This window comes from Thiocystis violacea (assembly GCF_016583575.1).
Lineage (GTDB): Bacteria > Pseudomonadota > Gammaproteobacteria > Chromatiales > Chromatiaceae > Thiocystis > Thiocystis violacea.
The window spans coordinates 12,844-34,414 of sequence record NZ_NRRG01000047.1 but is presented as its reverse complement, the minus strand read 5'-3'; the positions used below and the strand labels follow the sequence as shown (position 1 = coordinate 34,414).

General features: G+C 63.7%; 18 protein-coding genes. 9 read left to right on the top strand and 9 right to left on the bottom strand.

The window, feature by feature from the left end:
• Nucleotides 1-987 (top strand): AAA family ATPase, encoded by a 987-nt coding sequence (locus CKO27_RS18600; protein WP_200376420.1) that lies wholly within the window; start codon nt 1-3, stop codon nt 985-987.
• 64 nt (nt 988-1,051) lie between these two features.
• On the opposite strand, the gene CKO27_RS18595 is transcribed toward CKO27_RS18600, so the two are convergent.
• Nucleotides 1,052-4,363: a glycoside hydrolase family 99-like domain-containing protein gene (locus CKO27_RS18595; RefSeq protein ID WP_200376419.1), complete on the bottom strand. Its 3,312-nt coding sequence runs from the start codon at nt 4,361-4,363 to the stop codon at nt 1,052-1,054.
• A gap of 299 nt (nt 4,364-4,662) precedes the next feature.
• Between CKO27_RS18595 and CKO27_RS18590 the strand changes: the two genes are divergently transcribed.
• The 5 genes from CKO27_RS18590 (at nt 4,663) to CKO27_RS18570 (ending at nt 10,185) form a co-directional block, all read left to right on the top strand.
• Nucleotides 4,663-5,514 carry an ABC transporter permease gene (locus CKO27_RS18590; protein ID WP_200376418.1) on the top strand — a complete coding sequence of 284 codons (852 nt, stop codon included), beginning with the start codon at nt 4,663-4,665 and terminating at the stop codon, nt 5,512-5,514.
• Nucleotides 5,490-6,284: an ABC transporter ATP-binding protein gene (locus CKO27_RS18585; RefSeq protein ID WP_420825846.1), complete on the top strand. Its 795-nt coding sequence runs from the start codon at nt 5,490-5,492 to the stop codon at nt 6,282-6,284. The genes CKO27_RS18590 and CKO27_RS18585 overlap by 25 nt, the downstream gene beginning before the upstream one ends.
• A gap of 166 nt (nt 6,285-6,450) precedes the next feature.
• Nucleotides 6,451-7,392, top strand: coding sequence for a cytochrome c3 family protein (locus CKO27_RS18580; protein WP_338116116.1), 942 nt, complete (start codon nt 6,451-6,453; stop codon nt 7,390-7,392).
• A complete protein-coding gene (locus CKO27_RS18575) occupies nt 7,389-8,021 on the top strand; it encodes a cytochrome b/b6 domain-containing protein (RefSeq protein ID WP_200376416.1) in 633 nt (210 codons plus the stop codon). The genes CKO27_RS18580 and CKO27_RS18575 overlap by 4 nt, the downstream gene beginning before the upstream one ends.
• A gap of 10 nt (nt 8,022-8,031) precedes the next feature.
• Nucleotides 8,032-10,185, top strand: coding sequence for a multiheme c-type cytochrome (locus CKO27_RS18570; protein ID WP_200376415.1), 2,154 nt, complete (start codon nt 8,032-8,034; stop codon nt 10,183-10,185).
• Between the two features lie 713 nt (nt 10,186-10,898).
• Here the strand turns inward: CKO27_RS18570 and CKO27_RS18565 are convergent.
• Together CKO27_RS18565 and CKO27_RS18560 are read right to left on the bottom strand one after the other, a co-directional pair.
• Nucleotides 10,899-13,283 carry a type I restriction endonuclease subunit R gene (locus tag CKO27_RS18565; protein ID WP_200376414.1) on the bottom strand — a complete coding sequence of 795 codons (2,385 nt, stop codon included), beginning with the start codon at nt 13,281-13,283 and terminating at the stop codon, nt 10,899-10,901.
• Entirely contained in the window at nt 13,207-14,112 is a 906-nt protein-coding gene (locus tag CKO27_RS18560) for a type I restriction endonuclease (protein ID WP_200376413.1), read from the bottom strand. Before CKO27_RS18560 ends, CKO27_RS18565 begins: the two co-directional genes overlap by 77 nt.
• 78 nt (nt 14,113-14,190) lie before the next feature.
• Here CKO27_RS18560 and CKO27_RS18555 point away from each other — a divergent pair, with 78 nt between their 5' ends.
• A complete protein-coding gene (locus CKO27_RS18555) occupies nt 14,191-14,427 on the top strand; it encodes a DUF4160 domain-containing protein (RefSeq protein WP_200376412.1) in 237 nt (78 codons plus the stop codon).
• A complete protein-coding gene (locus CKO27_RS18550) occupies nt 14,408-14,680 on the top strand; it encodes a DUF2442 domain-containing protein (RefSeq protein WP_200376411.1) in 273 nt (90 codons plus the stop codon). The genes CKO27_RS18555 and CKO27_RS18550 overlap by 20 nt, the downstream gene beginning before the upstream one ends.
• 81 nt (nt 14,681-14,761) lie before the next feature.
• Here the strand turns inward: CKO27_RS18550 and CKO27_RS18545 are convergent, their stop codons facing one another.
• The 4 genes from CKO27_RS18545 to CKO27_RS18530 form a co-directional block, all read right to left on the bottom strand.
• Nucleotides 14,762-14,956 (bottom strand): DUF2283 domain-containing protein, encoded by a 195-nt coding sequence (locus CKO27_RS18545; protein ID WP_200376410.1) that lies wholly within the window; start codon nt 14,954-14,956, stop codon nt 14,762-14,764.
• 46 nt (nt 14,957-15,002) lie between these two features.
• Nucleotides 15,003-15,230, bottom strand: coding sequence for a DUF4926 domain-containing protein (locus CKO27_RS18540; RefSeq protein ID WP_200376409.1), 228 nt, complete (start codon nt 15,228-15,230; stop codon nt 15,003-15,005).
• Nucleotides 15,231-15,391: 161 nt separating this feature from the next.
• Complete coding sequence (locus tag CKO27_RS18535; RefSeq protein WP_200376408.1) at nt 15,392-16,570, bottom strand: restriction endonuclease subunit S; 1,179 nt, start codon at nt 16,568-16,570, stop codon at nt 15,392-15,394.
• A 21-nt stretch (nt 16,571-16,591) separates the two neighbouring features.
• Entirely contained in the window at nt 16,592-16,882 is a 291-nt protein-coding gene (locus tag CKO27_RS18530; protein ID WP_207280939.1) for a helix-turn-helix transcriptional regulator, read from the bottom strand.
• 110 nt (nt 16,883-16,992) lie between these two features.
• Between CKO27_RS18530 and tnpC the strand changes: the two genes are divergently transcribed.
• Nucleotides 16,993-18,438: an IS66 family transposase gene (tnpC, locus tag CKO27_RS18525; RefSeq protein WP_200376407.1), complete on the top strand. Its 1,446-nt coding sequence runs from the start codon at nt 16,993-16,995 to the stop codon at nt 18,436-18,438.
• Between the two features lie 71 nt (nt 18,439-18,509).
• Here the strand turns inward: tnpC and CKO27_RS18520 are convergent, their stop codons facing one another.
• Complete coding sequence (locus tag CKO27_RS18520; protein ID WP_200376406.1) at nt 18,510-20,003, bottom strand: type I restriction-modification system subunit M; 1,494 nt, start codon at nt 20,001-20,003, stop codon at nt 18,510-18,512.
• On the bottom strand, nt 20,000-21,520 hold the full coding sequence (locus CKO27_RS18515; protein WP_200376405.1) for a type I restriction-modification system subunit M: 1,521 nt from the start codon (nt 21,518-21,520) through the stop codon (nt 20,000-20,002). Before CKO27_RS18515 ends, CKO27_RS18520 begins: the two co-directional genes overlap by 4 nt.
• Nucleotides 21,521-21,571: the final 51 nt, after the last annotated feature.

Sequence of the window (21,571 nt, the reverse complement as noted above, 5' to 3'; positions counted from 1 at the left end):
ATGCATCAGCCAGAAGCCGATCCAGGGCTGGAAATCGAACGGGCGGCCGAGCGACTCGCCGCGCTGGAGACCATGGTCGCCCGCGCCCTGGTCGGCCAGAAACAGGTGATCCGCGAGTCGGTCGTGGCCCTGGTGGCGGGAGGACATGTGCTGCTGGAGGGTCTGCCCGGCGTCGGCAAGACGCTCCTGGCGCGTGCCCTGGCGGCGGCCGTCGCCGGGCACTTCTCGCGCATCCAGTTCACGCCGGATCTCATGCCGAGCGACGTGACCGGTCACGCCATGTTCGATCCGCGCAGCGAGGAGTTCCGCATCCGGCGCGGCCCCATCTTCTGCAACCTGCTGTTGGGCGACGAGATCAATCGCGCCCCGGCCAAGACTCAATCCGCCATGCTGGAGGCCATGCAGGAGCGCCAGGTCACCATCGAGGGCCGGGCGCTCCCGCTCGCCGCGCCCTTTCTGGTCTTCGCCACCCAGAACCCGATCGAACAGGAGGGCACCTATCCGCTGCCCCAGGCCCAGCTCGACCGTTTTCTACTCAAGGTCTTCGTCGATTATCCCGACCTGAACGAGGAACTGGCCCTGGTCCGCCAGGCGACCCAGGGCCAGATCGGCGACCAGTTGGACATCTCGCGGGTGGAGCCGGTCATCTCGACGGATGAACTTCTGAGCTTGCAGGGGACCGCGTCCCGGCTTGGAATGGACGACAGCGTTCTGGATTACGCGGTGCGGCTGGTGCGCGCCGCTCGTGGCTGGCGCGGAATCGAGACCGGACCCGGACCGCGCGCCAGCGTCGCCCTGGTGCGCGCCGCGCGCGGCCACGCGCTCGCCGGTGGCAACGGCTTCGTCACCCCGGACGACGTCAAGATCATGGCCCCGGCCACGCTACGCCATCGCCTCAAGTTGACCGCCGATCTGGAGATCGAGGGCTACCGACCGGACGATGTACTGCGTGACCTGCTGGCTGACGTGCCGGCTCCGCGGGTTTGAGGCGATTTCCGGAAAAGCCATCCTGTAAATCCCGCGAAATTCTGTTAATCCTGTCCTTTCCTCTTCAGCCAATCGATTGGGCGGGGGCCGAGTCCTGATCGCCGTAGCGTGGTGCCCGCGCGGTGGCGAGCCCGAACTGCTCGTAGAGGCTCTGGGCGTAGGCGTCCGCGATGGCGCGGGTGTCCGCGTCGATCGGATGACTGGCGGCGATCCAGCGCTGGACGCCGACGATCTCGCGCAGTTGCTCCCGGTCGAAGCGTGACAGGGTGACGCTGTCGGGGTGTCGGCGGTGGTCGTTCAGGGCCTTGGGCGAGAAGGCGATCGAACCTTCGCGCAGCAGTTCCACGTAGGTCACCCAGTCGCCCGCGACCTTGTGGGCGCGGATGTGCTCGATGTGTTCGCGCAGCACCTTGAGCAGCGGCTCGCGACGGAAGACGACCGCGCTGACGTTGGGCAGGCTGTTCTTGATCGCCAGGACCTGGGCGATCTCCTCCGCGCCCTGGCATTGGTAGGGACGGCTCCAGCGCTCGCGCGAGATGTCCGCGACATAGTCCAGATAGTCGCCGCACAGCACCTCGCCCTCGGGATCGATCTGGCGCGACTGGGTGAAGCTCAGCACCACCTCGGGATCGGCCAGGCCGCGCATCGCCTCTTCCAGGAACCCCGGATCAGCCAGATCGTCCGCCTCGGCGATCCAGACATAGTCCCCGCGCGCCCGTTCGACCCCGGCGAGCCATTGAAGAAAAACCGAGCCCGAGTTGGTGGCGTTGAAGATGACCTCGGCCTCCGGGGTCAGGGCCGGCAGCTCGGTTTCCAGCCAGTGGCGGCTGTCATCGGTCGAGGCGTCATCCAGGACGATCAGCTCGTAGCCGGGCAACGTCTGATTCAGGATGCTCGCGATGCGTCCCGGCAGATAGCGACGGTAGTTGAAGTTGGGCACCACCACCGAGATCCTCGGGGCGGCCTGACTGGTCTCGGCCAGCAGATCCAGCAGATAGCGCTGGAAACCGAAGTCGCGAGCGATCAGGGCGCGGCCCCGCTCGCCCGCCGCGCGCCGCGCCGGCTCATCGTCGAACCATTGCCGTACGGTCCGCGCGAAGGCGCCGGTGTCGAAGCCGGGGACCAGGACCACCGCGCCGCTCGGGGCGAGATCCGCGAAGCCTCCGGCACCCTCGAAGGCCACTACCGGCGTTCCGGCCGCGAGCGCCTCCAGCACCACCGAGGGGAAGGGATCCTCGCGCGAGGTCATGGCGTAGACGTCCGCGCCGGCATAGAAGAGATCCGTGTCCCCGGTGTGGCCTGGAAAGTGGAAATGGTCCCGCTGATCCGGATCCGCGAGCAGGCTGTCGACCTGGGGCCTCATCCCGGCCTCCAGATCGCCGACCCAGACGCCGTGGAAGTCCGCGCGTTCGGCGAGGATCGCCAGGCCAGCCCGCACGAAGAGGTCGACGCCCTTGCGCTGGTCGCCATAGCCCACGCCGAGCAGGACGCGGGCCGTCGATGGCAATCCGAGCCGCTGGCGCGACTGCTCGCGCAAGGCCCCGCGCATCGGCTCCCGGCTGAGCTGTCCGGCCAGTCGGTTCGGCTTGTAAAGGCCCTGTGGCCGCAGGCGGATCCGTTCGTCCGGCACTGGACCGAACTGGGCGAAACCCTCCTGGACGATGCGCGCCGGAAACACCACCCGATCGGCCTCGGTGGCGACATAGCGGGCCTGGGCTTGCAGGGCGTGACGGCGGATCAGATCGGGCAACTCGTGGACCAGCGCGATCGTGCGGAATCCAGCCGCGCGCAGGCTCGGCAGGAAACGGCCCGAGGCGGTGGAGTTGACGATGGCGTCCCCGAGGCCGCGCTCGCTCAAGAGTTTGGCCAGGCGTCGTCCGGGGCCGCGATCGGCCTCCGTCTCGTCGAGTCGATGGACATCGGCCACGGCGGCGAAATCGGCCAGCAGCGGGCCGGGGCCGAGCACCACCAGGGTGACCCGATAGCCGAATCGCTCGCTGAGCCGCTGAGCCAGGCGCAGCGCCAGGTACTGGGCGCCGTGCGGATGGGCATCGTGGGTCACCAGCAGGATTTCGCGCCGGACCGCCGAGCGCGAGCGCCGCAGGGCGTCGCGGGTCGCCTGGAGATAGGCATAGCCATGACGGGCATCGGGTTCCAGATAGGCGCCCTCGGCCCATTCGTTCCAGGCGTTGATGAAGACCAGCCGCTCGGAGGGATCGGGAAAGCGCTGGAGCGTGTCGGCGATGGCGTTCTCCAGCCATTGGCGATAGCCGGCCGGGGTCGATCCGACGAAGACCGCGCCGCGTCCGCGCCGCCGCGCCTCGTTGTCCCAGGAGGGATTGACGCCGCGAAAGAGCCGGTAGTCGCAGGGCGCATAGTGACGGCTGCGCTCGGGATAGATGGTCCAGTCGTAGAGGTTGCCCTTGAAATCGGGATCACGGTCCTGGATCTGCCGGGTGATGTCGACCGGATGGCTGTTGTTGGGCGGAAATTCCACGGCGGCGTCGAAGCCGTAGTCGGCGGGGGGCGTCGACTCGAACGACTGGGTATAGGCGAGCAGGATTTCGCCGATGTCGTGCTCCCGGCACCAGTGGCGCCAGCGCTCGGCGGTCTCGGCTGGATTGGGCAGCAGCGCCGGACGATAGACCAGCAGCAGCGGACGTCCGTCGACGCGGATATAGCGTGGATCCCGAAGATACTTGGCGATCGAGGCGATGAAGGCCAGATCGTCCTCGGGCGAGTGGCGCTGGGCCATGAGCACTTGGTCGTCCCGGCCATCCCAGCGGCGGCTCCAGTTCTCGTTCGCCCAGCAGAGACAGAAGGGCAGATCCAGGTCGCCGCCGAGATACTGCTCCAGCGGTCGTTCAAGCAGTTGCCGGCCGTCGAACCAGTAGTAATAGAAGGCGAAGCCGCCGATCCCATGGAGCTTGGCCAGCTCCACCTGGCGCGCCATCACCTCGGGGACGCGCAGATCGTAGAAGCCCAGCTCGCCCGGCAGCCTGGGTTGATGATGTCCGGGGAATTGGGGGCGGGCGCGCACCACGTTGGTCCATTCGGTGAAGCCGCGTCCCCACCAGGCGTCGTTCTCCGGGATGGGGTGGAACTGGGGCAGATAGAAGGCGATCAGCCGCGCCGGGACGCTGGCGGGCGGCGTCTCGGCGAGCAGTGGAACCGGCTCGACGGAGGCGTCTCCGAGCTGGGTTCCCTGGCCGCGCCACAGATCGCCCCTCAGCCGGGCCTCCTTGAACGCCTTGAAGCCGGGATGGGATCGGAACAGAAAGGGCAGGGTGCGGAAGAGTCGCCGCTGCCAGCGTTGACGCGCCGGGATATCGATGGGGATGAGGCGCCACAGGGGACGCAGCAGATTGAAAACCATGTTCTGATCCATGTTCCGACGTCTGGCGACGCCGGATGACCCTGGTGGGCGGGGTTGAAGACTGGGCGCGATGTCCGGGAGAAGCGGCGTCCGATCGAGGCTGGAACGCCGTGGTATAGTACCGGGATTATCAAGCGGGTGGTTAGAGACCCCTGGTTCGGGCCGGGCACCGGTCGAATCCGGTCTCGCCGGCGTCAGGACGCTCATCCAGGCCAGGACGTACCGACACCGTCCCGAATCCCACCCGCGCTGATTCGATCGCCCCCGTGCGATTTCATTCTTGGATTGGAATTCCCCCGATGTCGACCGACACCCTGCACGGTGAATCGTCCCTACTCATTCAACTTCGCCACGGCTTGCGCCGCGAGCAGATCGATCACGCCCTGAGCGACATCGCCGCCGGCTGGGGGCGCCGCGAACTCTGGATGACGCTCGGTCTGCACGACGTGCGCCAACGCTACCGTCGCTCCAAGCTCGGCCCCTTCTGGATCACCCTCTCGATGGCGATCATGGTGCTGGCGCTGGGGATCCTCTACGGCCAGATCTTCGGTCAGGATCTTCACGAGTATCTCCCCTTCCTCGCCGCCGGCTTCGTCATCTGGGGGCTGATCGCGAGCCTGATCATCGATGGCTGTCAGTCCTTCATCATGGCGGAGGGGATGATCCGACAGCTCAACGCGCCCCTGTCCATCTATGCCTATCGCGGCATCTGGTCGACCCTAATCGCCTTCGGTCACAACATCTGGGTGTTTTTCGCGGTCGCGGTCTGGTTCGGGGTCGATCTGAACTGGAACCTGCTCTGGGTGCCGGTCGCGCTCCTGATGCTGCTGCTGAACGGTCTCTGGATCGCGCTGTTCTTCGGTCTCCTGAGCGCGCGGTTTCGCGACGTACCCCTGATCGTCGGCAGCATCGTCCAGGTACTCTTCTTCATCACGCCGGTCATCTGGCGACCCGAGATGCTACCGGGCCGGGCGCTGTTGCTCGATCTCAACCCCTTCTATCACCTGGTCGAGATCATGCGCGCGCCCCTCCTGGGTCAGGCGCCGGGGCTCGAGAACTGGCTGACGGTCATTCTCATCACGGTGGTTGGCTGGACGGCCACCCTTTTCTTCTACTCGGCCTACCGGTGGCGCATCGCCTACTGGGTGTGAAGGACGCGATCGTGGCATCGATTCAACTGGAAAACGTCTCCGTCTCCTTTCCCGTCTACAGCGCCTCCACGCGCTCGCTCAAGAATCGTCTGATTCAGAGCGCGACCGGCGGACAGATCCGCGCCGATACGGTCTCGCAGCGGATCTCGGTGGTGCAGGCGTTGCAGGACATCAATATCTCGCTCAAGAGTGGGGATCGGCTCGGCCTGATCGGCCACAACGGGGCGGGCAAAACCACCCTGCTGCGGGTGCTGGGCGGGATCTACGAGCCCAACAGCGGCCGGGTCGCGGTCCAGGGGAGCACGGTTCCACTGTTCGACATCGGGCTCGGCATGAATCAGGAGAGCACCGGCTACGAGAACATCGTCCTGCGTGGTCTCTTCCTGGGTCTCACCCGCCAGCGCATCCGCTCCATGATGGACGAAATCGCCGAATTCACCGAACTGGGCGATTTCCTCGACCTGCCGATCCGCACCTATTCGGCCGGGATGCAGATGCGGCTCGCCTTCGCGGTCTCGACCTCGGTCGTGCCCGATATCCTGCTGCTGGACGAGGGGATCGGAGCCGGCGACGCCGCCTTCCTCAACAAGGCGCGCGAGCGCCTGCAACACTTTACCGAGCAGGTCTCCATCATCGTGCTCTCCTCCCACTCCGAGGAACTGGTCCGCACCATGTGCTCCAAGGCCCTGGTCATGGAGCATGGCCAGATCGTCTTCGCCGGACCCACCGACGAGGCGCTGGAGCGCTATCAGGCGATGCGCGGCTGGTAGATACGCCCCGCCACGGCTTGGTCGCTGCTTGAGGTTCAAGGGCCGTTGGGCCGATGGCTCGGTGACGGCGACCGGGATCGAGGTGGCGATGAGAGGCGCTGGTCTTTCGGTGTCATTAACGCGAACGCGATTTCAGCCAAGCCAAGCCAAGGTGATCATGTCTTTCGTGCCTATTCGATTTGAAATCGGTCGCCCCGCGGCGCCTTGGAGCCTGATCGGCGTTCTTGCGCTGCTGATGCTGGGCCTGGGGCGACCCGCGGTCGCGATCGAGGCCGACAAGCAGACCAAAGCCTGTCTGCGCTGCCACGCCATGGAGACGATCGCCTATCGGGATCCGGTGTCCAGGGAGATCGTCGACCTTTCCATCGCCCCTCGGCTTCTGCCCCACTCGGTCCACGGCGAGCTGGCCTGCACGGAATGCCATCGCAAGAGCTACCGGCGCTATCCGCATCCGGAAGAAGCGGAGCGCGAGTCCTTCAGTTGCGTCGGCTGTCATGAGGACGACTCGGCCGAGGCGACCTATCAGCTCAAGACGGTCGAGTCGGAATACCGGCAAAGCGTCCATGTCGCGCCGGGGGCCAAGCACGCGGATCGCTTCAATTGCCACTCCTGCCATGACCCGCATGTCTTCAAGGTCTCAAGGGTCGGAACGGACATCGCCCAGGTCGTGCGCGACGGCAACCAGGTCTGTCTGAGCTGCCACGAGAAGGCGCGCGATCCCCAACTCGGCAGTCATGCCTGGTTGCCGAAGCGCGACGCCCATTGGGAGTCCGTGCGCTGCGTCGACTGTCATACGCCCGCGTCGGCCGAACCGAGCCGCGTCTCGCATCAGATCCTGACGGCCGAGGACAGCAATCGCGATTGCGTCGCCTGTCACTCGCGCGACGCGCGTTTGCTGAACCGGCTCTATCAATACCGGTCCGAAGAGGATCTGGCCCGTCGAGGATTGTTCGCCAAGGCGATTTTCAACGAGGCCTATATCGTGGGCATGAGTCGCAGTCCGCTGGTGGACTGGATCAGTCTGCTGATCATCGGCCTGACCCTGCTGGTCCTGACCGCGCACGGCCTGGGCCGTTACCTGGCCTATCGCCGGAGGAGAAACAGATGAAGGCGCTCTATCTCTATCCCGGCTGGTTGCGGATCTGGCATTGGGTCAACGCCCTGCTGTTCATCCTGTTGATGGTCTCGGGCGCGAGCATGCACTACGCGGGAACGCCCTGGCTGCTGGCGTTCGAGACGGCGGTGCCGATCCATAACGCCGCCGGCATCCTGCTGACCCTCGGCTGGATCGCCTTCGTCATCGGGAATGTCCGTACCGACAACGGTCGGTACTATCGGCTTCGGTGGCGCGGCCTGGCTGGCCGGCTGATCGAGCAGTCCCTCTACTACGCCCGAGGGATCTTCCGTGACGCGCCCCATCCCTTCCATGTCACCGCCGAGGCCAAGTTCAACACCCTCCAGCAGCTCAGTTACCTGGGCGTCATGTATGGCCTCATGCCACTGTTGATTCTCAGCGGCTGGTCTTTTCTCTTCTCGGTCTATCTGCCCGAGACCCTGTTCGGGATCGGCGCGGTCTGGGTCGTTGCCATGACCCATCTGGCGACCAGCTATGCGCTGGTGCTCTTCGTGCTGGTCCATCTGTACATCATCACCACCGGCGAGACCGTCCTGACCAATCCGCTGGCCATGATCACGGGCTGGCACCGCGAGCGCCACACCCCGTCCCGGGACGCATGAGTCATCCGCCATGAAGAATCCGATACATACGCTCTCCAATGCCAGGTTCTCGCGCCTTGCGATCGCGCTTGCGATCCTGCTGCTCGTCCTGGCGATCGGCTACAAGGTCGTCTACCCCTGGGCGTTCCAACTCTACGTGGGGGAGAGTTCCGCCATCCTGACCTACCCGAACAGCCAGCCGCTGACCGACGCCGAGTTCGAGACTCTGTCCAGGGAGCTGAGCGAACAGGCCCGGCGCGAGCGCGCGGCCGAGATCGTCGGCGTCGATCAGGCGGACTTCGCGCGCGAGGTCAAGATCGAGATGCTGATGGGTACGCCGTCCTTCGTGCGCGAGAGCGAGCCATCCCACATCAAGTATTTCCGCGACGCCGGCATCCGCCAGTACCAAGGCCCCAAGACCTGTCTGCGCTGTCACGCGACCACCAAGGTCGATCACGGCGATGGTCGCGTGACGACCGTCGACACGCTCGACGACATCGTCAATTCGGTGCATTTCAAGTTCCAGAGCGACGCGGATGGCTTCTCGACCTACGGCTATGACGGCCGCAAGGTCAACGCACCCGGCGAGCGGCGCATCCCGGTCGGCAAGATCAACCGCGCCTGCGGCATTCCGGGCAGCTTCTCCTGGACCGGCTGGGCGGCCCTGGTCGAGACCCGTCCGGAGCACGCCGAGGGCGCGACGGTGACGCGCAGCGAGGGTTGCGGTCAGTGTCACATCGGCGGCAACTACTATCCGGCGACCGAGAAGATGATGCCGATCGGCGACGTGCCAGTGGATGCCAAGGACGGGATCGACTGTCTGATCTGTCACTCGGCCGAGTACGACATGAATCAGCGCTACGTGATGCGCGACGACATCGGTCCGCGCTGGAATCAGGACCGGAGCCTGCGCGCGGCCCTGAGCGTCGGTCCGGTCGCCAACCGCAACTGTCTCAACTGCCATCAGCACAACATGGGCGGCGACGCCTATCTCCACAATGTCGCGGCCAAGTCGCTGGGCGAGAAGAACCAGCGCCTGCTGCACAAGGGCGCGAAACGCGGCAATCCCTTCAGCCCGACCGACGACCTGCACGCGGCGGCCAACATCCAATGCACCGACTGCCACGTCCCGGAGGGCCACAAGATTCCGCGCGGCCGTTTCGGTGTCGATCTGGTGGCCAACGATCTGCCGGGCAAGGACGTCGCCTGCGAGGGCTGTCACTCAAGAGCGCCGCACAACCAGTCCGAGCACAAGGCCTTGCTGAATGGTCACATCGCCCGCCTTGCCTGCGAGACCTGTCACATCCGGGAGTTGCAGGAGAACAACGTGGTGCTGCGCGATTGGGTCCACCCGACCTGGGACGCCGAGGAAGGGCTCTGGGAGCCGACCGATGTCTATCGCTCCGGCAAGCCCGGCAAGGGCTTCACCTATCTCTGGTTCAACGGCAACGGCACCTTCCTCGCCAACGCGCTGGGGAATAATCCCAATGGCTCGACCGACTACAATCCCCTGATGCGACAGATGGCGCGTATCGAGGATCCGGAGATTCTCGCCGCCGTGCGCGCCAAGGCGATCGAGCTGAAACGGACCTATCCGGACATCGATGTCGACGCCTATGTGACGGCGGCGACCGATCCGCTCTCGCAACTCAGTCCGGAGATGCGCGAGCGACGGCGTGCCATGATTCGGGACAACCTGACCGCCGCCATGAACGAGGGCGAGAGCCGCATCTATCCCTTCAAGCTCTTCAACGCCATGATGTTCGAGGACATGGGCAATCAGGGACCGTTCGGGGCCATGATCCTGCCCTTCGACTACGCGAGCTATTACGAGACCGGCGACACCCAAGCCTCGGTCATCCAGGCGATTCGGGATCCCATCGTGCGGCGCATGTACCAGCAACCCTTCAAGCTCTACATGATGGACGAGTTCATGTCCTATTTCGGCGTCACCGAGGGCTGGCGGACCGACTACCCGCTGGTGGACGGAAAGCTCAAGGGTGTCGAGCCCCATTGGATGCGTCAGATGGGCGCGCTCATGATCAATCACGGCATCCAGCGCCAGGGGCACGAGTGCAAGGACTGCCACGCCCCGGATGGTCTTCTGGACTATGCCGCCCTCGGCTACGAGCCGGAGCGCGCGGCGGAGCTGATGGATCTGGATGTGCTCCAGGCGGCGGATTGAGACTGATCGACGGATTCAGGGCGCACTCTGGCCTGGATCGGCATCCGCCCCTTCCGGGCAGACCGAGGGATGATGCCTAGGGCGGGCTGGTGGATCGGATCTCATCGGGTCGTTGGGATTTCGCCGCCCATCCGCGTTCGACGGATCGCCCCGAGGCCAGGTCGATCCTGGGAAGGTGTATCATTCTCTCGACGGCGCGGAGCCTTGCGTGGTCCATGCTTTACCCAGGGATGTCACGGCGCATGGCCCGTCTCCAGGCTTCCGCGATCCCGACTCAATGGCCTTTGGTCGCCAATCCAAACCGAGGAACTTAAGAATGGCCAAGACACCAATGCCCAGACCCCCGTTGAACGCGCCCAAGGGACCGACGCCATTCCAGAAGGGGAAGGCCCCGATACCCAAGGGCAAGAAGGGCGGCTGACCGATATCGCGCCAATCTCGCCAGAAAGCGAAGGCGGCGCGGCACCCTCGGGCAACTCCATGATGACCGCCGAGGCCAAGGACGGGCCGGGGGCGGCTCTCCTTATTAGCTCCGACGCCGTGTCACGGCATCCGCTATTCACCTTCCCCGCGCCAGCGGATCCACATCGACCCGCAGGCGTGCGCCGTTCAGCATTCCACGGGTTTATTCCTCGCGGCCCGGCCAACCATCGGCGCGCGAATCCGGCCCGGTGGCACCCGGCTTCCGCACGCGACTTCGGGCGATGGGTGCCTCAGTAATACTGCCGAATATAGCCATAAGCCGTCTCGAACAGTTCCGCATCGCTATGCAGCTTGTACTTGAACAGCGCCCCGCGTAGCGCCTTCTTCACCTCGCGCTCGCCGGCGCTCGTCTGCTGCCAGCCGGGGAAACGCACCACGCGCACGATCTCGTCGATGTCGTTGACCACGCGCTCGACCACCACCGGGGTTCCGGGATTGCGGGCCTCCTGAAACAGTTCGGTGAGTGCCGCCTTGCCGCGGTCCTCGTCTTCCTCGGGCGGGGTGTCTTTCTCGGCTTCGACCAGCTCGCGCGCCAGTTCGAGCAGTTCCTTGAGGAAGGCGATGCTGTGGAGTTGTCCGGTTTCGTGACGTTCCTTGAGTTTTTCCAGCCGCTCGGACAGGCGTTTGAAGCGCGGATTACCCAGATGCTTGCGCAGCCGCGCGGCAACCTTGATCTCGATTTCCTTGGCTTTCTTCTGCTGATCCGGCGCATCGAGGATCGCCTCGATCACCTCGGCGTCGAACACCACCTGATCGAGGTCATCGTGAATCGTCCCAACCTTGACGTTCTCGTGGATCAGCGCGATGGTCTTGGCGCCGAGCACATGCCACAGCAGCGCCCCCTGTCCAGTCGAGGGTTTGACCGATTCGTAGACCTGCGACAGCCAGCGGTAGTCCTCACGGTCGGCATCGAGCAGGGGATCGGGCGAGAGCGCTTCCCAGAGCCGGCCCACCACGCTGTAGTCGGCCGCGAAGGCGTCGCGGGTGGCATTGTTGGGCAGGCACTCCTGAGCGGCGATCAGCCCCTCGTAGCCGCCGACCGTGCGATCCACCCTGGCGAAGTAGGCCAGACACTGTTGCAGCGCACCGGGGAGCTGATCCTTGAGCGCGGCGATGTTGGTCACGACCTTTTTCACGCCCTGGTCATCGAACGCCAGCGCCTGATCCACGTTGTCGAAGACGCCCAGATAATCGACGATCAAGCCGTGACTCTTGGTGCCGCCATAGGTCCGGTTGGTGCGGGTGATGGCCTGCAACAGGGTGTGATCGCGCAGCGGTTTATCCAGATACATCGCCTGCAGGATGGGCGCGTCGAAGCCGGTCAGCAGCTTGGCGGTGACGATCAGCAGCTTGAGCGGATCCTTGGGATCGCGGTAGCGGTCGAGCAGCGCCTCTTCGGCGTCGCGGTCGCGCTTGTAAGGCTTGTACTGCGCGTCGTCCTTGTCCTTGCCGGCAACCGAGATCACGATCTCGCTGGTCTCGGTCGGGAAATGCCGGTCCAGCGCGTCCTTGTAGAGCAGGCAACAGTCCTGATCGAAGGTGACCACCAGGCCCTTGAAACCGTTCGGCTCGACCTTGCCCTGAAAATGCTTGGCGATATCCGCGCAGATGGCCTCAATGCGCCTGGGTGCCTTGATCAGCACCGCCAGCTTGGACGCCATCTTGGCGAGCGCGTCGCGGTCGAGATCGGACAGGTTGCCGGTCAGCTTGGCATAGGCCGCATCAATGGCGTCCTTGTCGATGTGCAGGTCGACCTGTCGCGGCTCGAAGTGCAGCGGCAGCGTGGCGCCGTCGCGGATGGACTCATCGAAACCATAACGGCTCAGATAGCCGTGCTCGTCCTCCTCGGCACCGAAGGCGTAGAAGGTATTGCGGTCACGTTTGTTGATCGGCGTGCCGGTGAGCCCGAACAGAAAGGCATTGGGCAGCGACAGACGCATCAGCATTCCCAGATCGCCCTCCTGGGTACGGTGAGCCTCGTCGACTAGGGCAATGATGTTGTGGCGGTCGTTGAGGACCGGCGAGGTGTCGTCCACGTCCTGCGCGGTCGCTGCCATCGGCGGCGGGCGTGTGGCGTCGGGCGCCTTGAGCTGGAGCCGTTCGGCCAGCTTGGCGATGTGCTCGATGATCGGCTCGGCGTCGGCCGGGTCCAGGGTGCGCGCAAGGGTCCAGGCCTGATCGAGGTGGTGCTGGGCCGACTCGCCCCGCTTGGCGCGGGCGTCGCGCTTCGCGGCGTTGAGCCGCCGGTGGACGCGCTGCCTGGGGGTATCCTCGCCGAAGCGGAAGATGGTGGTGATGATGATCTTGCGCGTGTCCTGGCGCAGCAGTTGTTTCAGCTCGGCGCGGGTCTCGGCCTTGACCAAGTTCGGGATGTCGGAGGCATGGAAGGTCGCGCTGATCTGCGTATCCAGATCAAGCCGGTCGACTACGATCAGCACCGTGGGGTTCTTGAGGGCCGGATGCAGGCGCAGCTTCTGCGCGGCGAACACCATCAGCAGCGACTTGCCGGAGCCCTGAAAATGCCAGATCAGGCTCTTCTTAGGGTAGCCGGCGACCACCCGCGCCACGATCCGGTTGGCGCCCTCGTATTGCTGAAAGCGGCAGACGATCTTCAACCGGCGCTTTTTTCTGGTCGGTGGCGAACAGGGTGAAGTTGGCGAGGATGTCGAGCACCGTGGCCGGGTTCAGCAGACCCGCGACCGCGCGTTGCAGCTCGCTCAACGCTTGCGGCGCGGCGTCCTCGTCCATCCGCCACGGTCCCCACAGATTCGCCGGCATCCGGATCGAGCCGAAACGCAGTTCCTTGCCCTCGGTGGCCACGCTGAAGACGTTGCAGGCGAACAGCTCCGGGACGAATTGCTCATAGTTCTCATGGATCTGGAGTGCCGCGTCGACCCAGCTCACCGCCGGGCGCACCGGGGTCTTGGCCTCGATCAGGATCAGCGGCAAGCCGTTGATCAACAGCACCAGGTCGGCGCGGCGCTCGGCCGGCCCGGCGCGAAAGACGTATTGGGTGGTGACGACGTATTGGTTCCGGTCCAGATCCTCGAAGTCGATCAGGCGGACCGTCACATGCGCGTGATTCGGCCCGAAGGGCATCGAACGTTCCCCGCGCAGCCAGGCGGTGAACTCCTCGTTGGCCTTCACCAGCCCATCGCCGCGCACCGAAAGCACGATGGCGCGCAGCTTGTAGAGCACCTCGTCGGCCCGCTCGGGTTGGGCGGCGATCGCGGGGTTGAGCCGGATCAGGGCCGCGCGGACGAAGGACTCGACGAAGACCTCTTGCGGCTGGCGGGGGATCTCGGTCGGCGTCAGGGGTTGCCAGCCCACGCCGAGCCGCCCGCGTCCATAGCTGGCGGCATCGCGGACGGCATGCCGACCGAAGGGGCTGGCGAGCAGATCATGCAGATAGGCTTCGACGGTGTTGGCTTCGGTGAAGGGCATGCCTTACCTCCCGTGGAGTGCTCTATAATCGTCGTGACTGTGCCCCGAGATCGAGCCCCCAGGGATTTTGCTCAAACGATGCCGACTGTTTTGAGAATTCGCGGTTTTCGTTTCCATTTCTACTCCGACGAGGGGAACGAACCACCGCACATTCATGTTCGTGGTGCGGAGGGTGAGTGCAAGTTCTGGCTCGACCCCATATCGCTGGCGCGTCATCGTGGCATGGCGGCGAGTCAACTGCGAGAAATCGAACGACTGGTGTTCGAGCATCGACCACTGTTGCTGGAGAGTTTCCATGACTATCACGGCCGTTGAGAGCGAGCCTGCCGCACTGCGCGCCTGGGCGGAGAGGCGCATGATCTTTCTCGAACTGACGGATGGACGTATCGTTGGTTTTCCCGCGGATCGGTTTCAGATTCTCAGTACTGCCTCGGAGACTGATCTAAAAGCCGTTGCGATTGAATTGAATGGTTACGCGTTGCGTTGGGATAACCTCGACGAGGATCTGACCGTTGCCGGTGTCGTCGCGGGACGTTTCCAATTACCGCTTCCAGAGCAAGCAGCCTAATTCTCTGTGTCCGAGTCGTCCATACGGATCGTGAATCCAATCGTCGCTTCATTGAGCGACAATCGGTGCATGCCCTCATCATCAAGCGGCTTTCTGATCCATGACGATCGGATAAAGTCCCTGCTCGCGCGCTTCCAGCAACACGACCTCCACGACGCTGCCGTCTTCCGCGTAGCTGATGATCAGATTCCAGCCATGCGAGACCTCGCGGCTGACCGGCTTGTCGCTGATGTGGATTTCCAGGATGTCGTCATCGGGGTGATAGATGGTCTTCATCCGTCGCGCTCCTAAGTTGTTATGGATGAATCGTCCTTCGCCCCGGTTAAGCGGCAATCGCGCGAGCATGCGCGATTTCATGGCGCGCGACCGGCCTGACTTGCGCCGCCGAGAGACTGACCACCGCCAAGGTTTCTCCATCCAGGGTAACGAATTCGACCTCGAAGCCTGCGCCGCCCGCGTGAATCATCACGACCGTTCCAAGATCGCCCGCCGTCAATCCGTATTCGGGAAGATTGGTCGTCAGGACAATGGAATCCAGTTCGTTGATCATTTCGGCCTCTTGTTGACACGATGAGCAGTGTCGTAGGTCGGGTTAGCGCAGCGTCACCCGACACCACGGCGGGTGACTGCGCGTATCGAGCTTCGAGCAGCGAAAAAACACCGTGCCATGCGCGCCTAACCCGACCTACGCACTGTTGGATTCGGTGAAGGTCATAGGTTATCGCCTAGCACCGTCATCGAAATGGCTTTCGGTAAAGAGATCACTGCGGCATAGCGCGATTTTAGGGCTTTATTGACTGCTTCCATCCCGTCAAAAATCAGCTCGGATTCAATTTCGCTCTGCTGGTCTGGAACGGGGAACATAAGCTGCCGTATGTCTCCCAGGTTGATTCTCTTGAAAGTCGTTCCCATCGAGACTCGCGTGATCTGCCTTTGGACAAAGGTTGAGCGGAACATCAAGTACATGAATTTCCATGGAGATTGGCGTGCTCTCACATGAACCGTATCTTGCCCAATAGCAAAAATCTTCTGATTTGCGACATACGAAACAATGCCAACACACTGATTGCGACCTATAACAAAATCTCCGGAGCGCATATTGATGTGGCTCATAAAAGATTCAAATGAATTAGGCGAGATTGATTTGCAGCCAGCTAGATTTAATTCTCCCCAGCCAAGATCGCCAGGCGAAACTATAGGTATTCCTTCGTCTGAAAAAATCGGCGTCTGGTGTCTGCAATCAGTGACTACTGCAAACTCTCCCAATGTAATAACTCCTCGACTTCCCGATGCCCCATATCGATAGAGTTCTCTTGCATTAGGTATCAATCTTTCAACCAGCGCGTCCACTGCTGATTGATAAAGCGTCTGCTGTTCTTCCATGAGCATGGATATCTCGTGCTGAGTATTCGATGCAGCGTGTAGTAGATTCGCAAATTGTCGCTGCTCCTCCAACGGCGGCAACGCGAACTCTTCCTTCGCGAGCGTCTTCCAGTTGATGGTCGGCGACAGTGACCCCACCGAAATGCGCTGGGCGCGTTCCATGAACAGATCCGACTGCATGAAGAAGGGCAGGAACTCGGGCAGGACCACGGCGGGCTTGGCGCGCAGCACGAGCGAATGCGCCGAGGCGATCCCGCGAAACTCCGCCACGCCGAGCTTGCGCTGATAGGCGCGACGGCGACCGAAGATGATGTCGCCGGGCTCGAACAGCAGCTTGGTGGCGCTCACGTCGTCCGGCACGCCCCAACGGCGGATCTTCAGACTGTCCGAATCCAGGTGTTCGAGTCCGACGTAATACTCAACCCCCGCCTGACTCGGATCGTCGACACGCTCGTTGATGCTCTGCGCCATCTGCTCGAACCGCCAGCGTTGCCATCCTGGTTTCATCACTGTTGCTCCGTCGAGGTATCAATTGTCAGGGTCGTCAACCGGCGCGCAGAGATCCTGAGTGGATAACGGCGGGCCAGCATACTGAACGCATCCCCGTAAGCGGCTTGGGTCATCCGGGCGCACCAACGCGGCGCGATACCGAGCCTCTCGGGCGAGCCAGAATTCGACCGTGCCACCGAGGACGCGATCCAGGCCAGCGGCAGTCTCGACGGTGATCGGGGTGCGGCCCGTGATCAGTTCGTTGACTTGCTGAACGGTGAAGCCGGTCCGCTCGGCCAGTTCAGCGAGGGTCCATTGCCGATCATCCAAGAGATCGGCAATGGTCTCGCCGGGCGGTGAAACCCAATTCGGCGTGAAGGTTTGTGGTAACTATTCAGGAGCACTTGCCAAGCCATCAGCGTGGCCGTTAAGTTCACCTCATGTCTGAGTTCGCCACGGCATCCACGATCCCCGAGAGCCTTGAGGCCGAGGTTGTGCGTTTGCGTGCGGAGAACGCCGAGCAGGCGAGACAGATTGCGCAGTTGCTGGAACGCATTCAGGCGTTGGAAGCGCGCTTGGCCAAAGACAGCCATAACTCCAGCAAACCACCGTCTTCCGACCCGCCTTTTAAAAAGCCCCCACCCCGATCGCGACGCCAGCGCAGTGGCAAGCCACCGGGTGGACAAAAGGGCCATCCGGGCGCCACCCGTGCGCTCGTCGACCATCCGGAGCAGACGGTCATCGTGCCGTTGGAGGGCGCCTGCAGCTGTGGACGTGACCGGGCCGAGATCGCCGCCGAGGTGTTGCCCGAGCGCCGTCAAGTCATCGACTTGGTGGTGCGCCGCGACGTCACCGAGTATCGGACGGTGGGCGGTGTCTGTGCCTGTGGTCAGGTCCATCGCAGCCCCTTTCCGCCGCAGGTCACCGCGCCGGTCCGCTATGGAGCGGGTCTGTCGGCGTTCGGGGTGTACCTGACCCACTATCAGCATCTGCCTTATCAACGCGCCGCTGAGTTGCTGAGCCTCTTGGTGGGCCTGCTGGTGTCGCCCGCGACGCTCGTCACCTGGGGCCGTGAGGCGGCCACGCGCCTGGCCGCGCCGGTGGCGGCGATCGGTCAGGCCGTGGTGCCTAGTGCCGTGGCCCATGCCGATGAAACGGGATTGCGGGTGGTCGGCGCCTTGCGTTGGCTGCATGTGCTGTGCACTACCTGCTTGACGTTTTATGCCGTCCAGGCCAAGCGCGGGGCCGCGGCGTTGACCGCCATCGGACTCCTGAGCGGTTTTCGCGGCATCCTGGTCCATGACCACTGGCGGGCGTATCTGACCACCCCCGCCCAGCATGCCTTCTGCAATGCGCACCATCTGCGGGAGTTGATCGCCCTGTCCGAAGCCGACCCTGTCCTCTCCTGGCCCAAACGCTTGATCACGCTGCTGTGCGACGCCAATGACGCGACCCGCGCCGCGCGTACCGCAGGGCTCGCGGCCCTGCCTGATCCCGTGGTCGCCGAGTTTTTCCGCCGCTATGACGGCATCCTTGCCGACGCGGCCTGCTTTCATCCCCAACGCCGTCCGCCACCAGGCAGTCGACGACGCGTCAAACAGACACCCGCCTACAACCTGATCGAACGCCTGCGCACCCACCGCAACGAAGTACTGCGTTTTATCACGGACTTGCGCGTACCCTTCGATAACAACTTGGCCGAGCGCGACCTGCGCATGCCCAAACTTAAGCAGAAGGTCTCCGGCGGTTTCCGCTCCGTGGCGGGCGCGGAGGAATTCGCGATCGTCCGTTCTTATCTCTCCACGCTACGCAAGCAGTCCGTCGACATCCATCAAGCCCTCGTGCTCACTTTCCAAGGCCAACCGCCGATGCCTCGACTGGCATAGGCGTTGGGGTACCTGAATAGTTACGGTTTGTGCTGGCTCAGTCATGCGCGTCACCGCTTGCGGTCAGACGGTCAAGCGTTTCCACCAAGATGTCCATCTGTTGCCAGAAGGCGCGACCGTCTTCCTCCCACGCCGACCAAACCTCGGCCAGGGTACGCGAATCGGTCGGTGCGCCGTTGGCGGCGGGACGCTTGACGTACAGCGGAATGGAGAGGCTGTATCCGTTGGCCGCAACCTCCGCAAGGCTGGCCAACCTGGGCAAAGCCGGGCTCGTCGCCGAAGGCGTTATAGGCGGCGGCGATGCGCTGTTGATGGGCGGGCTTGAGGAAGCTATAGGCGCGCTCGCGGGTGATCGCGTTGATGGCGTCGATGAAGAGGACGCGCCCTTGGCGCGCGGGCGGCTTGCGGGCGCGGCAGACGACGACGCACGCCTCCATTGGGGAGTTGAAAAAGAGGTTGGGACCGAGACCCAGCACGCAGTCGAGCCGGTCGGATTCGATCAGCTTGCGTCGCATCTCGGCCTCTTCATTGCGGAATAGCACGCCATGCGGAAAGAGGATGGCACAGCGGCCGGTGTGCGGGTCGAGACTGGCGAGGATATGCTGAAAGAAGGCGTAGTCGGCGCGGCCCTGGGGCGGTGTCCCGAGCGCGTTGCGCCCCCAGGGATCCGACGACCAGGCGTCGCGGTTCCAGCGCTTGATGGAGTAAGGCGGATTGGCCAGCACCACATCGAAGGTGCGCAGCCGGTCGGACTCGATGAAGCGCGGTGTCTCCAGGGTATCGCCGCGCTGGATGTCGAAGTCTTCGACGCCGTGCAGCACCAGGTTCATGCGGGCGATGGAGGCGGTCATGTGGTTGCGCTCCTGCCCGTAGAGACGCAGGGTGCGATGCTCGCCGCCTTGCCGCTTGACCTCGGCCAGGGTGGCGATGAGCATGCCGCCGGTGCCGCAGGTCGGGTCATAGATGCGCTCCCCCGGCTGGGGCTTGAGCATCTGGGTCATGAGGTGGACCACGGTGCGGTTGGTGTAGAACTCCTGGGCGGTGTGCCCGCCGTCGTCGGCGAAACGACCGATGAGGTATTCGTAGGCGTCGCCGAGTTCATCTTCGGGAACGTTGGCGAGCGAGAGCACCTGACTGGAGAAGTGTTCGAGCAGATTCTTGAGCGTGGCGTCGGGCAGGCGCTCCTTGTTGGTCCAGGGGGCGTCGCCAAAGATGCCGTCGAAGCGTCCAGGGTTGGCGGCCTCGATGGCGCGCATGGCGTCCTGCAGGGCCTTGCCGACCTCCTTGGCGACGGTGCGCGTGTCGTTCCAGTGGGCGCCCGCGGGGATGAAGAAGCGTTCGTCGGCCTCGGCCTTGGCGAGATCCGCGTTGCCAGCGTAGGTCGCCAGGGCATTGCTGCAATCCTCGTCCCAGACATCGGACAGGCGCTTGTAGAACACCAGCGGGAAGATGAATTGCTTGTAGTCGCCCGCGTCGATCAAGCCGCGCAGGATGGTGGCAGCGCCCCAGAGATAGCTTTGGAGCTGGGCAAGGGGGAGGCGGGACGAATGGCTGCTGTCGCTCATCGTTCCTCTCCCGAGAGCCAACCGCCTTCGTTCATTTCCTTGCGCAATGCCTCCTCGGCCACGCGGCAGCGTTCCAGCGCCGACTTGAAGTCGGCGATGGCCTCCGGCAGCGGCGGGATGTCCTTGCCGATCGGCGGCAGCACATAGCGCGAGATGTTGAGTGTCCAGCCTTCCTGCTCGATCTCGTCGAGCGTCACCGCGCGGGCGTGGTCCTCGACATCCTCGAACGCCTGGTACCAGCCCAGGATGCGTTCGGCATGCGCGGGCTCCAAGTGATTCTGGGCGCGGCCCTTGCGAAACAGGGTAGAGGCGTCGACGATCAGTACCTTGCCGGCGCTGGTGTCGGGCTTGCCGTTGCGCAGGATGAGGATGCAGGCGGCCAGTCCGGTCCCATAGAAGAGATTCGGCGCCAGGCCGATGACAGCCTCGATCAGGTCTTTCTCCAGCAAATGCTGACGGATCTTGCCCTCGATGCCGCCGCGGAACAGCGCGCCTTGCGGCAGGATCACCGCCATCGCGCCGTTGAGAGGCGCCATCGACTTGATCATGTGCTGGACCCAGGCGAAGTCACCGGAGGTGTCGGTCGGTAGTCCCGCAAAGGCCCGGCCCCAGGGATCCTGCTCCCAGACCTCGCGGCCCCATTGTTCGAGCGAGAAGGGCGGATTGGCGAGTACGACATCGAAGGTCGCGAGTCCGCCGGTGCTGGGGTCGGTGAACACTGGGTTGCGCAGGGTGTCGCCCCGCTCGACCTGGAAGTCTTCGAGTCCGTGCAGCAACAGGTTCATGCGGGCCACGGCGGAGGTGGTGAGGTTCTTCTCCTGGCCGTAGAGCTTACCGAAAAAGGTGCGCGGGTCGCCGCCCTGGTGGCGCACATGCTCGACCGCCGCGAGCAACATGCCGCCGGTTCCGCAGGCGGGGTCATAGATGGTCTCGCCCTCCTGGGGGTCGAGGATCTCGATCATCAGCCGCACGACGCTGCGCGGGGTGTAGAACTCGCCGGCTTTCTTGTTGGTGGCGTCGGCGAAGGTCTTGATCAGGTATTCGTAGGCGTCGCCGATGACGTCATTGCGCACGAAGCGGTTGCCGAGCGGCAGCGCCGAGAAATGTTCGACGAGATCCTTGAGCAGGTTGTCGGGCAGGCGCTCCTTGTTGGTCCACTGGGTATCGCCGAAGACCCCGTACAGATGCTCCTGGTTGGCCCGCTCGATACAGTGCATGGCGTTGGCGATGGCGGCCCCGACATTGGCGGCGGTCTCGCGGATGTCGTTCCAGTGGCCGCCCTTGGGCACTTGGAAACGGTGCTCGTCGGCGAAGTCCTCGCCGTAGGTCTTGACCATTTCGGCGTGCTCTTCATCCCAGACATCGCAGAGTCGTTTGAGGAACAGCAGCGGCAGGATGTAGCTCTTCCAGTCGGTGCGATCGACCGGACTGCCACGCAGGATGTTGGCGGCTTCCCAGAGATGGGATTCAAGCTGACCGAGGCTGACCTCGATTGGAAGCGTGGTTCGTTGATGCATCCTTGAAACGGTCTTTTCCGCTGTAGTGCCGCCCAATCAGTCCAGTAATTT